This is a genomic window from Aeromonas sp. 600774 (assembly GCF_049175075.1).
In the GTDB taxonomy this organism is placed as follows: Bacteria; Pseudomonadota; Gammaproteobacteria; order Enterobacterales; family Aeromonadaceae; genus Aeromonas; species Aeromonas veronii_A.
Genome location: NZ_JAAKUJ010000002.1, coordinates 61,327 through 75,127, shown reverse-complemented (window position 1 = coordinate 75,127; position 13,801 = coordinate 61,327). Strand labels below are relative to the sequence as shown.

Below are 13,801 nucleotides of genomic sequence, written 5' to 3'. Positions count from 1 at the left end.
TCTTGTTGAGAGGCTATCAGCCGAAGCGGTAGGCGCCCATATAGAGGCTGCCGCCATCCCAGCTCTCGTGCAGCCGGGTGGGCGCCACACCATCGGCCGCCCCCAACGCCACAAAGAGCGGGCGCAGATGATCGTCGTGGGGATGGGACTCCACCGCTCCGGGAGCCTGCTGGCGATAGTCGAGCAACGCCAGACGATCCTCGTCGGCCATCTTCTGCTCCAGCCAGTCGACAAACTGGCTGGCCCACTCCGGCACTGGCGAGCCTTCCGGCGCCAGCGCCCGCAGGTTGTGGGTGATGGCACCGGAGGCGAGGATGCCAATCCCCTGACTGCGCAGTGCCCCCAACACCTCTCCCAACTGCCACAGTTGGGCCGGGGTGAAGCTCGCGGGAATGGAGATCTGCACCAGCGGGATCTCGCTGTTTGGGTCGATCAGGGAGAGCGGCGACCAGACCCCGTGATCCAGCTCGCGTCGCACCGGGGTGGCGGTCAGTCCGGCCAGTGCCAGCTGGTCGCTCACCCCTTGTTGCAGCCACTCGGGGCTGCTGGCAGGCCAGCGCATCCGGTAGAGGGGCTCGGGAAAACCGTAAAAGTCGTACATCAAGGCCGGTTTGGGCTCGACGTTGATCTGCAGCTCGCGGCTAAACCAGTGGGCGGAGATGACCACCAGCCCCTTGAGCTCACCCAGACGCAGGTTTCGCAGAAAGCGGGTGGCGGGTTGCTCACGCAGCACCAGATCCGGTGCGCCGTGAGAGATAAACCAGACGGGGGCGAGGGACATAAAGCAGACTCCAACAAAGTATCAGGGGCGATACCGGAGGGGATATCGCTGTTGGAATCGATTATCCCCCTGCCATTAAAAGTGAACAATCCAGCAAGATGGATAAGAACTATCAACCAATGGTTGATAATTTCACGCCTTCACGACAGGTAATCGGCAATAGATATCAACGCTGCGGCGCTTCCGGCTGCAGTCGGGCTGCACGAAGCGCCATCCGGGTCGCTGCACTGTGATCCTGCCACTCTCGCCACGCCAATCCCTCGGCGGCCGCCTCCCCTTTCACCGGATGGGAGAAGATCGCCAGCAGTCGCGCATTATCAGGCCAGTAGCTGGCTGGCAGTGTCTGAACCAGCAGCAGGGCGGCGCCCAGCAAGAGAAAAGCCCATCCGGTTTCATGGCTGTTTTTCATCCCTGCCTCCTTCACCCGTGCGCCAATGAACTAACATTTTTGCGCAAGCCGGTGACAAGACGGTGACAGCGGACGGGTGGTCATTTTACAACATCTGAACCTCAACCCGGCCAAACAACCACAGATGGCAACATTTGTATCCCTTCAGCCCGAACCTGTGGCCGTATGCTCTAAAATGTGACTCACAGGAAAACGTTATCCCTGAAAAGAAAACGTTATCTGGTCAAAACGTTGTTTCTGGATCATAAAAAGATTCCAAAAACTGGTGTATATTGCTCGGCGGAAATTCCTTAACCATGAAGATTGACATGAAAAAGACCAAAATTGTCTGCACCATCGGTCCGAAGACCGAATCCAAAGAAATGCTGGCCAAAATGCTGGACGCCGGCATGAACGTCATGCGCCTGAACTTCTCCCACGGTGACTACGCCGAGCACGGCAGCCGCATCAGCAACCTGCGCGCTGTAATGGCCGAGACCGGCAAGCACGCAGCTATCCTGCTGGACACCAAGGGTCCGGAAATCCGTACCATGAAGCTGGAAGGCGGCAACGACGTCGCGCTGGTCGCGGGCCAGACTTTCACCTTCACCACCGACCAGACTGTGGTTGGCAACAAAGACAAAGTGGCTGTGACCTATGCAGGTTTCGCCAACGATCTGCGCGTCGGCAACCGGATCCTGGTTGATGACGGCCTGATCGGTCTGGACGTTATCGAAATCACCGAGCGCGAAGTTATCTGTAAAGTGCTGAACAACGGTGACCTGGGCGAGAACAAAGGCGTTAACCTGCCGGGCGTCTCCATCAAGCTGCCGGCGCTGGCCGAGAAAGACAAGCGCGACCTGATCTTTGGTTGCGAGCAAGGCGTTGATTTCGTTGCTGCTTCTTTCATCCGTAAGAAAGAAGACGTTCTGGAAATCCGTGAGCACCTGAAAGCCCACGGTGGCGAGAACATCCAGATCATCTCCAAGATCGAAAACCAGGAAGGTCTGGACAACTTCGACGAGATCCTGGCTGTTTCCGACGGCATCATGGTTGCTCGTGGCGACATGGGTGTAGAGATCCCGGTTGAAGAAGTTATCTTCGCCCAGAAGATGATCATCGCCAAGTGCAACAAAGCCCGCAAAGTGGTTATCACTGCCACCCAGATGCTGGACTCCATGATCAAGAACCCGCGTCCGACCCGCGCCGAAGCTGGTGACGTGGCCAACGCCATCCTGGACGGTACCGACGCAGTGATGCTGTCCGGTGAATCCGCCAAGGGTAAGTACCCGCTGGAAGCCGTGACCATCATGGCCACCATCTGCGAGCGTACCGATGCCGTGATGCCGTCCAACCTGTCTGCTGCCAACGACAGCAACAAGCTGCGCATCACCGAAGCCGTATGTAAAGGCGCCGTAGAGACCTCCGAGAAGCTGGACGCCCCGCTGATCGTGGTCGCTACCGAAGGCGGCAAATCTGCCAAGGCCATTCGCAAGTACTTCCCGAAAGCCTGGATCCTGGCTATCACCACCAACAAGAAAACTGCTGCCCAGCTGGTTCTGACCAAGGGTGTGGTTGCTCACGTGGTTGACAGCATCGCCTCTACCGACGATTTCTATCGCATCGGTAAAGAAGCCGCGCTTGAAATCGGCATGGGTCTGAAAGGTGACGTAGTTGTGATGGTCTCCGGTGCTCTGGTACCGAGCGGCACCACCAACACCGCTTCTGTTCACGTTCTTTAATCAGAGCTGAACGAGTTGAAAACGGCGCCTGCGGGCGCCGTTTTTTTTGTCCCTCCCCCCTGCTTACCTGACAAGCCCGGTGTTAGAATCCACGCGAATTTAATCTATGCGGGAAATCTCCCGAATATCGCGTAATAACCCGGAAGTTATATGCCCTCAATACGTTTTAAAAGAGTCTCGGCCACCCTGTTGCCGCTGCTCTGTCTCCTCGCCAGCCTCTGCATGCCGCAAGCCATGGCGCAAGATGTCCCCTCTCGCAACGCAGTTCAGCGAGCGCTGGATGGTCTGGGTAAATCAGAGACCCTGACCGTCAGTCAGCAAGCGGATCAGAAGTTGCTGACCGAAACCCTCGGACTGCTCGACAGCATCGACAAGGAAGAGGCGAAGGCCAAGACCCAGGCCCAGAGGATCCGCAACCTGCCCACCGAGCTCAGAGAGATCAGCGCCAAGCTCGATGCCCTGACCAAGGGCAAGAGTGCCGAGCAGATCAAGAGCGAATACGCCAGCATGAGTCTGGCAGAGCTCGACAGCCGTCAGCCGGAAGTGCTGGCCAACATGCAGGCGGCCCAGGAGGCCCTCGGTGCCATCGGCAGCCAGCTCACCAGCTTGCAGACCCTGCCAGAGCGGGCCCAGGCCAGCATGAGCCGTGCCTACCAGCGCAGTCAGGAGATCCGTACCCGCCTCAACGCAGGTGAAAGCGTCTCCAGCGCCGAGAAGATGAAGCTCGGTGCCGAACTGGCCCTGCTCGACCTGCAACTTGCCCACCTGCAAAAGGAGCTGGATAACCGTACCAGCATGCAGGATCTGGCGATCAAGCAGCGCGACTACCAGAGTGCCCGCCTCGCCAGCGAAGAGCAGAAACTGCAGCTGTTACAGGATCAGAGCAGCGCCAAGCGCCTCGGCGACACCGAAAAAACCGCCGAGCAGACCGGTGAACTGGTGGCGACCGAAGACAGCCCGCTGGTGCAAAAAGAGCAGGAGCTCAACCACCAGCTCAGCCAGCAGCTGATCGGTGCCACCACCAACCTCAACTCGCTGGTCCAGAAAAACCTGCAAGCCAAGAGCTGGCTGGAGCGCGGCATCCAGACCGAGCGCAACCTCAATGAACAGGTGCAGATGCTCAAGGGCAATCTGCTGCTGTCACGCATCCTCTATCAGCTCTACCAGCAGCTGGAAGCGGCACCCACCATCGCCGTCAAAAATCTGGAAGAGCAGATTGCCGATCTGCATCTGGCCCAGTTTGAACTGAGCCAGCAGCGTGACCAGCTGTTCCAGAAGAACCTCTATCTGGACAATCTGATCGCCGGCAGCAAGGATCCGGTCAGCGAGGAGGACAAGGAGAGCCTTGCCAAGCTGCTCGACACCCGCATCAATCTGCTCGACCAGCTCAACCGCCAACTCGACAGCCAGCTCACCAACGCCATCAGCCTGCAGCTGACCCAGCAGCAGCTGGCGCGGGTCTATGCCTCTATCGAATTTACCCTGCAGCAACACATCTTCTGGGTAAGCAGCAACAAGCCCATCGACAGCAAGTGGTTTATCAGCTGGCCCGCCCAGGCCTACAAACAGGCCTCCGACTGGGTATTGAAACCGGACTGGAAACGCTGGCGCGAAGAGCTGCTCGGGATCTCCCTGCTTGCCTTCCCGCTGCTGCTGATCGGCGGCCTGCTGGTCTGGAAACGTCCGGCGCTGGTTGAGCGCGAGAAGAAGATCACCAAGGACCTTGGCCGTTTCCGTCAGGACAGCCAGTGGCACACCCCGCGCGCCCTGCTCTATACCGTGCTGCAACGCCTGCCGGGCAGCATGTTCATTCTGGCTGGCGGTCTGCTGCTCACCTACTGCGGTCTGCTCAGTCCCAAGCTGATGTTCCAGATCACCCTGAACCTTGCCCTCGGCTATCTGGTATTCAGCGTCTATCTGGCGGTGATGCGCCCGGGCGGCATCGCCGAAACCCACTTCCGGATCCCGAAAGCGGAGCTGCAGGCCAAGCGCAACAGCATGCGCTACATCTGGTTACCACTGCTGCCGCTCATCATGCTCGCAACCAAGGCGGTGGTTGAACCCTCCACCCTGGGCAACGACGTGATCGGCCAGGCCATGACCCTGACCCTGCTGGGGCTGGCCGCCTATCTGGTGTTCCCCATCTCCCGCGCCCGCATCAAGGGCGAGGCGAGCATGCAGAAGTCGCTGATCGCCATTGCCCTGGCGCTGGCACCGGTGGCGCTGATCGTGCTGGCCGTGCTCGGTTACTACTACACCGCGCTGAAGCTGACCGGTCGCCTGATCGAATCCTTCTACCTCATCATCATCTGGAGCCTGGTCTACCGCACCGCCCTGCGTGGTCTGGAGCTGGCTGCCCGTCGTCTGGCCTACCGCCGTGCGGTGGCCAAGCGTGAGCACAAATCTTCGGAAGATGCGGAAGGTGGCGAGTCCATCGAAGAGCAGCCCATGGATCTGGAGGATGTCAGCCAGCAGTCCCTGCGTCTGACCCGTACCGTGCTGATGCTGATCTTCGGTGTCGCCTTCTACTGGCTCTGGTCTGATCTGGTCGCGGTCTTCTCCTACCTCGACAGCATGGTGCTGTGGCACCGCAGTGAAGGCACCGGCGCCAACGCCGTGCTGTTCCCCATCAGCCTGAGTGATGTGCTGATCGGCTTCCTGCTGCTCGGCGGTGCCTGGTCACTGGCGCGCAACCTGCCCGGCTTGCTGGAGGTGCTGGTGCTCTCCAAGCTCAACCTGGCTCAGGGTACCGCCTACGCCATCACCACCATGCTCAACTACGTGCTGATCGGCTTTGGCTCCCTGACCGCTCTCTCCATGATGGGCGTGCAGTGGGACAAGCTGCAGTGGGTAGCGGGTGGTCTGTCAGTCGGTATCGGTTTCGGCATGAAGGAGATCCTCTCCAACTTCGTCTCCGGCATCATCATCCTGTTCGAGCGTCCGGTGCGGATCGGTGACACCGTCACCATCGGCTCCTTCTCCGGTACCGTCTCGCGGATCCGCATTCGCGCCACCACCCTGACCGACTTCGACCGCAAAGAGGTGATCATCCCCAACCAGCAACTGATGACAGAACGGCTCATCAACTGGTCGCTGAGTGACACCGTCACCCGGGTGATCGTGCGGGTGGGCGTGGCGTACGGCTCGGATCTGGAGCTGACCCGCACCCTGCTCAAACAGGCGGCCGACGAAAACAGCCGCGTGCTGAAAGACCCAGCCCCCATCGTCTACTTCCTCACCTTTGGCGCCAGTACTCTGGATCACGAGCTGCGCTTCTTCGTGAGCGAACTGGGGGATCGCAACCCGGCGGTGGACGAGTTGAACCGCAAGATCGACCAGCTGTTCCGCGAGAATGGCATCGAGATCGCCTTCAACCAGATGGATGTCTACATCAAGAACATGCAGGGCGAAGAGCAGAAGGTGGAGTCCAACTCCGCCGCCCTGCCGCCGCCCGCGGAAGATGGCAAGCAGCCAGCCTGATAGCGAACTGCATGAATCTGATGGCAACAGCCGCTCACCCTGGTGAGCGGCTTTTTTATGTTCCCGTTGCCACGACCGTCCACTCAGGCAACCGCCGGAGAGTGATAAATGAGTTTACCCGCTGCGGTCTCTCACCTAATGTAGGCTGACGAACGGGAGAGCAGGGAGCCGCGTTTTCGCCCATGGATGACCAACAACTAGAGCACATTCTGTTTCGCTCCTTTGATGTGATCCCGCTCCCAATCCTGGTGTCCGAGTCGACAGCCAGCCAGGGTCATATGTCACCCGACCGGATCCCCCTGCGTCGCCATCTCTTCCTCAACAGGGCCTTTCGCGAACAGCTGGGCTATGAGCTGCAGGATCTGCCGGACATGGAGAGCTGGTTTCACCTCGCCTATCCCGATGAGAGCTATCGCAACTCGGTAATTCAGGCTTGGCATAACCAGATAGAGCAGAGCCTGCACCATGGACTGGAGGTCGCCGAGATGCCGGCGCTGATTCGATGCAAGAGTGGCCACTCTCGCTGGTTTATCGTCACCGCCCAGCTGGGGGCAGATGCCATCCCGGATAGCCATATCGTCACCTTTCGCGATATCCACGACCTGCAATGCATGGTAGAAGAGGTGAGCCGCCTCTCCTGCACCGATCCCCTCACCGAACTGACCAACCGGCGTGGCGCCCAGCAACAGCTGCAGGCTCTCTGGTTGCAGGGCCAGCCCCTCTCGGTGGTGTTGGGAGATATCGACCATTTCAAGCAGGTCAATGACCGCTACGGCCATCCTGCGGGCGATGCCGCACTCTGCGCCGTCGCCCATGCCATGGCGGGCCAGTTGTTGCCCGGGGAAAGCCTGGCCCGTTGGGGTGGAGAGGAGTTTCTGTTGATCCTGCCAGACTGCAGCCTTGAGCAGGCGGCACAACGTGCCGAGCAACTGCGCCAGCATGTCAGTACCACCCGCTTGCCATGGCAAGGAGAACAGATCGCGCTAACCATCAGTCTGGGGTGTGCCGGCATGAAGGGTCAGGAGAGCATCGACTATCTGCTGATGATGGCAGACCGGGCCCTTTATCAGGCGAAGGAGCAGGGACGTAACCGGGTGGTCATCTCGGCACAATAGCCTGATAGCCAGAAAGGGAAGCTCGCATGCAACCATAAAAAAACCGAAGCACCAGGCTTCGGTTTTTTACTGCGGCAACTGGCATAGGCCAGCCGACCATTACTTCTTGATACGGATAACCGGAGTCTCGCCCACAGTCACGGCACCAGTCATCTTCACCAGCTCTTTGATCTCGTCCATGTTGGAGATGACCACCGGAGTCAGGGTAGATTTGGCTTTTGCTTCCAGAACGGCCAGATCGAATTCGATGATGGTGTCACCGCGCTTGACCTGCTGGCCTTCCTGAGCGATACGCTTGAAGCCTTCGCCTTTCAGTTCAACGGTGTCGATACCGAAGTGAACGAACAGCTCGATCCCAGAGTCGGACTCCAGAGAGAACGCATGGTTGGTCTCGAAGATTTTGCCGATGGTGCCGTCGCACGGAGCAACCATCTTGTTGCCAGCCGGCTTGATGGCGATGCCGTCACCCACGATCTTCTCGGCGAAGACAACGTCAGGCACATCTTCGATCGGCACGATTTCGCCAGACAGCGGAGCAAAGATTTCGATGCCGCCGGTATCAGCGCTATCGTCGGACACCAGTTTCTTCAGTTTGTCGAACAGACCCATAGTAAAAGCTCCTAAAGATGATTTGTCGCTGTTTGCAGCCGATCTTAGCAGACTGCCTTCTGCTTGATAAAGTTATCTACGCACGCTTCGATTTCAGCAGCGGTGGCAAAGCTCAATGCCTGGTCAGCCATTGCCTTCACATCTTCGAAGCTGGTGTTGCGGATAAGCTTCTTGATACGCGGTACAGAGATGGCGCTCATGGAGAACTCATCCAGACCCATACCCAGCAGCAGCAGAGTGGCGCGCTCGTCACCAGCCAGTTCACCACACATACCGGTCCACTTGCCTTCGGCGTGGGACGCATCGATAACCATCTTGATCAGGGTCAGGACGGAGGGTGACAGCGGGTTGTACATAGCAGAGATCATCTCGTTACCACGGTCGACGGCCAGAGTGTACTGGGTCAGGTCGTTGGTACCGATACTGAAGAAATCCACTTCCTTGGCCAGATGATGAGCCATCACGGCAGCGGCCGGGGTCTCGATCATGATACCCACTTCGATGGATTCATCAAAGGCTTTGCCTTCAGCACGCAGTTCGGCTTTCAGGGTCTCTACGGTCGCTTTCAGGCTACGGAACTCTTCGACAGAGATGATCATCGGGAACATGATGCGCAGTTTGCCGAAGGCAGACGCACGCAGAATGGCCCTCAGCTGAGCGTGCATGATGTCTTCGCGGTCGAAGAAAATACGCACGGCACGCCAGCCCAGGAAGGGGTTCATCTCTTTCGGGAAATTCATGTACGGCAGCTCTTTGTCGCCGCCAATGTCCATGGTACGCACGATGATCGGCTGATCCGGCATCGCTTCGGCCACTTCTTTGTAGGCTTTGAACTGCTCGTCTTCGGTCGGCAGCGCGTCACGGTCCATGAACAGGAACTCGGTACGGTACAGACCCACGCCTTCGGCGCCATTACGGATGGCACCTTCGGTATCCTTGACGGTACCGATGTTGGCGCACACTTCGACCTGGTGACCATCCAGCGTGATGGCAGGCAGATCTTTCAGCTTGGCCAGCTCATCTTTCTCGGCCTGGAACTGAGCCTGGAACTTCTTGGCTTCGTTCAGCTGTTCAGCGGTCGGATTGATGATGATCTGGTTATTGATCGCATCCAGCACCAGCATGTCACCGTTCTTGACGCGCTCGGTGATGTCGTTGGTGCCTACCACGGCCGGCAGCTCCAGGGAGCGGGCCATGATGGAGGTGTGAGAGGTACGGCCACCGATATCGGTGACGAAACCCAGCACATATTTCAGGTTGATCTGAGCGGTTTCAGACGGGGTCAGGTCTTTGGCGACCAGGATCACCTCTTCGTCGATGGTGCTCAGGTTGACAACGGCGATGCCCAGCACGTTCTTCACCAGACGGGTACCGATGTCACGGAAGTCGGTGGCGCGCTCGCGCAGATAGGGGTCATCCAGCTCGGCCATCATCTTGGCGTACTGCTCGATCACCTCATAGATGGCTTTGTCGGCGGATGCCTTGTTCTCTTTGATGAAGGATTTGATATCCCCTTCCAGCTCCTCATCTTCGAGCAACATGATGTGGCCTTCGAAGATGGCCTCTTTTTCCTCACCGAAGGTGCGACCGGCCATCTCTTTGATGGCTTCCAGCTGGGCAGCTGACTTGGTACGAGCTTCGAGGAAACGGTTGATCTCGCCATCAATCTGATCAGCAGAGATTTTGCCCTGATTGATAACGATTTCATCTTCTTTAAGAAGAAGCGCCTTACCGAATGCGATACCGGGGGACGCAAGAATGCCAGATATCATAATCCTTCCTATTAAAACGACTGTGGGGGAGGAATCTAAAGCTGGATTACTCCAGCTCGTCCATCAGGGCAACCAGCTTCTCAACAGCTTGCTGAGCATCCGGGCCATCAGCCTGGATAGTTACGTTGGTACCCTTGGTCAGGCCCAGGGTCTGCAGCTTGAACAGGCTCTTGGCGCTGGCGGACTTGCCACCGGAGACCACAGTGATCTCGCTTTGGAATTCTTTGGCTTCTTTCACGAACTGAGCTGCCGGACGGGTGTGCAGGCCGTTTTCAGCAGTAATAACAACAGACTTCTCGTACATGGTTTCACCCCATATTATTGATATTTTTTGGTGGATTGGTCGTTTTTGAAGCAACCTGACCCACCGTGTCAGTATGGATATGTTGTAAAGTAACGAAAGCAGACCCGCAATGGTTTAATCCAGGTCAAGTTTCTGTGCAGTAATCGGCACGCTGGTTGGCAATTTTCAGTTATTGGGCTACAAGCCGCATCAGGACTGGCTTGAAATTATTTTATAACGAAAAATAACACTTTGTTACTTTGTGATACCCAGCCAGCAAACACCGCGTGACGCCGCACAGGATATGAGATTTATCACAGAATGTCTGCTTTTTTTCTCACTCCCAAGCTTGTTATTTTACCCCAAAAAATAAGGACCAAGTGACACTATCAGGGGTTGAGTCTAGCCCATAAAGAAGCGGCGCTCTTGGGAGCGCCGCTGTTTTGAAAGATTCCGATCAGTTACTGCTGCAGTTCCTGCTCGCTGAACACCCCGGCAAACAGGGCGCTGGAGAGGTAACGCTCCGCGGCGCTCGGTAGGATAACGACTATCGTTTTTCCTTCAAACTCCGGCTGCTCGGCCAGACGGCTGGCTGCCACCACAGCAGCACCGGAGCTGATACCGGCCAGGATCCCCTCCTCCTCCATCAGGCGGCGAGCCATCTCGATAGCTTCGTCACTGGTCACCTGCTCGACCCGGTCAATCAGGGAGAGGTCGAGGTTGCCCGGGATAAAGCCGGCGCCGATACCCTGGATCTTGTGGGGGCCCGGTTTGATCTCTTCACCGGCCAACTTCTGGCTGATGACCGGCGACTCGGCAGGTTCGACCGCAACAGAGACCACCGCCTTGCCCTGGGTCTTCTTCAGGTAGCGGGAGACACCGGTAATGGTGCCGCCGGTACCGACCCCGGCCACGAACACATCCACCTCACCGTCAGTGGCATCCCAAATCTCGGGGCCAGTGGTCTTTTCGTGGATCTCCGGGTTGGCCGGGTTTTCAAACTGTTGCAACAGCACGTATTTGCCCGGCTCGGACTCGAGGATCTCGTTGGCCTTGGCAATGGCCCCTTTCATTCCAAGCGGTCCTTCGGTCAGCACCAAATTGGCACCGAGCGCCTTGAGCAGCTTGCGGCGCTCCAGACTCATGGTTGCCGGCATGGTCAGGGTAATGGGATAGCCGCGAGCAGCCGCAACAAATGCCAGAGCAATACCCGTGTTGCCGCTGGTGGGCTCGATGATCTCCTTACCCTTGGTCAGGATGCCACGCTTCTCGGCATCCCAGATCAGGTTGGCGCCGATCCGGCACTTGACGCTGAAGCTGGGGTTGCGGCTCTCGATCTTGGCCAGCACGCGGCCTTTGGTAACACGGTTGAGACGAACCAGCGGGGTGTGACCGATAGTCTGGCTGTTGTCCTCAAAAATTTTGCTCATGGTGCTATCCCTGTGTTTGTTACGACGATGAAACAAGATTACCCTGTGGTTTCTGAATGAGAAGTGACTATTCGTTATAACCATATGGTATTACAACATATAGATCTTATTCTCTCTGGCCCCTGACTCCGGGAGCCAATCGTCAAAGGAACCGACGTTATGGGATTTTCAGGAAGCAGCCAGTATCTCGCCTCCGATGCATTGAAGATGGCGGTCAATGCCGCCATCACCCTCGAAAAACCGCTGCTGATCAAAGGGGAGCCAGGCACCGGCAAAACGGTGCTGGCAGAAGCGGTCGCCAATCATCTTGGCACCGATCTCATTGCCTGGCATATCAAGTCCACCACCAAGGCCCAGCAGGGACTCTACGAATATGATGCGGTGGCCCGGCTGCGCGACTCACAGCTCGGCGATCCCAGAGTGGCCGATATCAGCCACTACATTCGTCAAGGCAAGCTGTGGCAGGCTTTTAGCGCCGAGCAGCGACCTGTGCTGCTGATCGACGAGATCGACAAGGCCGACATCGAATTCCCCAACGATCTGCTGCTGGAGCTGGATCGGATGGAGTTCGACGTCTACGAGACCGGCGAGCGAGTCAAGGCGCGCCAGCGGCCGGTGGTCATCATCACCTCCAACAACGAAAAAGAGCTGCCGGATGCCTTCCTGCGCCGCTGTTTCTTCCACTACATCCGCTTCCCCGACAAGGCCGAGATGCAGGCCATCGTCAAACTCCACTACCCCGACCTCAAGGAGAGCCTGCTTGGCGAGGCAATGGATCTCTTCTTCGAGCTGCGCGAGGTAGAGGGGCTGCGCAAGAAACCCTCCACCTCGGAGCTGCTGGACTGGATCCGCCTGCTCTTGGCCGACGATATCGCCCCCGAGGCGATGCGTGCCCGCGAGCCCGGCAAGCTGGTGCCCGCGCTATATGGCGCCCTGCTCAAGACCGAGCAGGATCTGCATCTCTTCGAGAAGCTCGCCTTTCTGGCCCGGCGCGGCAGCTGACCCATGCTGATCGACTTTTTTACCCACCTGCGCCGCCACAAACTCCCGTGCAGCCTGCGTGAGCTGCTGGACTTGCACGCCGCACTGGCTGCCCGGCTGGTCGCTGTCGATATGGACGAGTTCTACCAGCTCTCCCGCTGCCTGCTGGTAAAAGACGAGGCCCACTACGATCGCTTCGATCGCGCCTTCGCCGAATACTATGAGGGGCTGGAAGCGATTCCCCTGCTGCCGGAGAGCCTGCCCGAGGAGTGGCTGCGCAAGGAGTTCGAACGGCTGTTGAGCCCAGAGGAGAAGGCGCTGCTCAAATCCCTTGGCGGACTCGACAAGCTGATTGAAACCCTTAACCAGCGATTACGCGAGCAGAAAGAGCGCCACGCCGGCGGCAACAAGTGGGTGGGGACTGGTGGCAGCAGCCCGTTTGGCCACGGCGGTTTTCACCCCGAGGGGGTGCGCATGGGTGGAGAGGGGCAGCACGGCAAGGCGGCCAAGGTGTGGGAGGCCAGACATTATCGCAACTTCAGCGACGACTCACCGCTTGGCCAGCGCGCCATTCAGCTCGCGCTGCGCAAACTCAGACGCTGGGTGCGCAAAGGCAATCCCGACGAGCTGGATCTCGACGACACCATAAAAAGTTCTGCCCGCCAGGGCTGGCTCGATGTGAAACTGCGGCCCGAGCGCCACAACGGGGTGAAGCTGTTGGTTTTCTTCGATGTGGGAGGCTCCATGGATGCCCACGTGGCCGAGGTGCAGCGCCTCTTCTCCGCCCTGCGCCACGAGTTCAAGCATCTGGAGTACTTCTATTTTCACAACTGCCTCTACGACTTCGTCTGGAAGGATAACGAGCGCCGCTTTGAGGAGCGGTTCGATACCCTGCGGCTACTGCGCACCTACGGCAGCGACTACCGGGTGATCCTGGTGGGGGATGCCACCATGGGCCCCTACGAGATCACCTGGCCAGGCGGCAGTGTCGAGCAGTGGAACGAAGAGTCGGGTCAGGTGTGGCTTACCCGCTTGCAGCAGCACTTTCCCAAACTGGTGTGGATCAACCCCACCCCGCGCCGGGAGTGGCTCTGGCATCCCTCCATCAAGCTGATGAATGACGTGGTTGGCGGGCGAATGCATCCGCTGACCCTGGCGGGTCTCGCTGCGGCGATCGACCAGCTGTAACCCTCTCTACCCTATAAACCGACAAGCCGGGA

Annotated in this window: 11 protein-coding genes; 5 read left to right on the top strand and 6 right to left on the bottom strand. The window is 58.2% G+C overall.

What is annotated here, in order from left to right:
• Positions 1-16 precede the first annotated feature (16 nt).
• Positions 17-781 (bottom strand): DODA-type extradiol aromatic ring-opening family dioxygenase, encoded by a 765-nt coding sequence (locus G5171_RS03410; RefSeq protein WP_164537430.1) that lies wholly within the window; start codon positions 779-781, stop codon positions 17-19.
• A 166-nt stretch (positions 782-947) separates the two neighbouring features.
• Positions 948-1,190 (bottom strand): hypothetical protein, encoded by a 243-nt coding sequence (locus G5171_RS03405; protein ID WP_164537431.1) that lies wholly within the window; start codon positions 1,188-1,190, stop codon positions 948-950.
• A 308-nt stretch (positions 1,191-1,498) separates the two neighbouring features.
• Between G5171_RS03405 and pykF the strand changes: the two genes are divergently transcribed.
• From pykF to G5171_RS03390, 3 genes are all read left to right on the top strand, one after another.
• Positions 1,499-2,911 (top strand): pyruvate kinase PykF, encoded by a 1,413-nt coding sequence (gene pykF, locus G5171_RS03400; RefSeq protein WP_031227651.1) that lies wholly within the window; start codon positions 1,499-1,501, stop codon positions 2,909-2,911.
• 150 nt (positions 2,912-3,061) lie between these two features.
• Complete coding sequence (gene mscK, locus G5171_RS03395; RefSeq protein ID WP_421259824.1) at positions 3,062-6,391, top strand: mechanosensitive channel MscK; 3,330 nt, start codon at positions 3,062-3,064, stop codon at positions 6,389-6,391.
• 182 nt (positions 6,392-6,573) lie between these two features.
• Positions 6,574-7,506, top strand: coding sequence for a GGDEF domain-containing protein (locus tag G5171_RS03390; RefSeq protein ID WP_421250462.1), 933 nt, complete (start codon positions 6,574-6,576; stop codon positions 7,504-7,506).
• A 99-nt stretch (positions 7,507-7,605) separates the two neighbouring features.
• Here G5171_RS03390 and crr read toward each other — a convergent pair whose 3' ends face one another.
• The 4 genes from crr to cysK all read right to left on the bottom strand — a co-directional run bounded on the left by crr (position 7,606) and on the right by cysK (position 11,600).
• Positions 7,606-8,115: a PTS glucose transporter subunit IIA gene (gene crr, locus G5171_RS03385; protein ID WP_216953167.1), complete on the bottom strand. Its 510-nt coding sequence runs from the start codon at positions 8,113-8,115 to the stop codon at positions 7,606-7,608.
• Positions 8,116-8,159: 44 nt separating this feature from the next.
• Positions 8,160-9,887 (bottom strand): phosphoenolpyruvate-protein phosphotransferase PtsI, encoded by a 1,728-nt coding sequence (gene ptsI / locus G5171_RS03380; protein WP_216953166.1) that lies wholly within the window; start codon positions 9,885-9,887, stop codon positions 8,160-8,162.
• Positions 9,888-9,933: 46 nt separating this feature from the next.
• Positions 9,934-10,191, bottom strand: a complete 258-nt coding sequence (locus tag G5171_RS03375; RefSeq protein ID WP_005338266.1) for an HPr family phosphocarrier protein — start codon at positions 10,189-10,191, stop codon at positions 9,934-9,936.
• Between the two features lie 440 nt (positions 10,192-10,631).
• Positions 10,632-11,600 (bottom strand): cysteine synthase A, encoded by a 969-nt coding sequence (cysK, locus tag G5171_RS03370; RefSeq protein ID WP_215807521.1) that lies wholly within the window; start codon positions 11,598-11,600, stop codon positions 10,632-10,634.
• Positions 11,601-11,759: 159 nt separating this feature from the next.
• On the opposite strand from cysK, the gene G5171_RS03365 reads away from it, so the two are divergent.
• Both G5171_RS03365 and G5171_RS03360 read left to right on the top strand, forming a co-directional pair.
• Positions 11,760-12,602, top strand: a complete 843-nt coding sequence (locus G5171_RS03365) for an AAA family ATPase (protein WP_421250463.1) — start codon at positions 11,760-11,762, stop codon at positions 12,600-12,602.
• A 3-nt stretch (positions 12,603-12,605) separates the two neighbouring features.
• Positions 12,606-13,769: a vWA domain-containing protein gene (locus G5171_RS03360; RefSeq protein WP_421250464.1), complete on the top strand. Its 1,164-nt coding sequence runs from the start codon at positions 12,606-12,608 to the stop codon at positions 13,767-13,769.
• Positions 13,770-13,801 lie beyond the last annotated feature (32 nt).

Excerpts from the sequence above, each read along its gene's own strand:
- G5171_RS03410 (WP_164537430.1), bottom strand. The coding sequence starts at position 781 with ATGTCCCTCGCCCCCGTCTGGTTTATCTCTCACGGCGCACCGGATCTG.
- G5171_RS03405 (WP_164537431.1), bottom strand. The coding sequence starts at position 1,190 with ATGAAAAACAGCCATGAAACCGGATGGGCTTTTCTCTTGCTGGGCGCC.
- pykF (WP_031227651.1), top strand. The coding sequence starts at position 1,499 with ATGAAAAAGACCAAAATTGTCTGCACCATCGGTCCGAAGACCGAATCC.
- mscK (WP_421259824.1), top strand. The coding sequence starts at position 3,062 with ATGCCCTCAATACGTTTTAAAAGAGTCTCGGCCACCCTGTTGCCGCTG.
- G5171_RS03390 (WP_421250462.1), top strand. The coding sequence starts at position 6,574 with ATGGATGACCAACAACTAGAGCACATTCTGTTTCGCTCCTTTGATGTG.
- crr (WP_216953167.1), bottom strand. The coding sequence starts at position 8,115 with ATGGGTCTGTTCGACAAACTGAAGAAACTGGTGTCCGACGATAGCGCT.
- ptsI (WP_216953166.1), bottom strand. The coding sequence starts at position 9,887 with ATGATATCTGGCATTCTTGCGTCCCCCGGTATCGCATTCGGTAAGGCG.
- G5171_RS03375 (WP_005338266.1), bottom strand. The coding sequence starts at position 10,191 with ATGTACGAGAAGTCTGTTGTTATTACTGCTGAAAACGGCCTGCACACC.
- cysK (WP_215807521.1), bottom strand. The coding sequence starts at position 11,600 with ATGAGCAAAATTTTTGAGGACAACAGCCAGACTATCGGTCACACCCCG.
- G5171_RS03365 (WP_421250463.1), top strand. The coding sequence starts at position 11,760 with ATGGGATTTTCAGGAAGCAGCCAGTATCTCGCCTCCGATGCATTGAAG.
- G5171_RS03360 (WP_421250464.1), top strand. The coding sequence starts at position 12,606 with ATGCTGATCGACTTTTTTACCCACCTGCGCCGCCACAAACTCCCGTGC.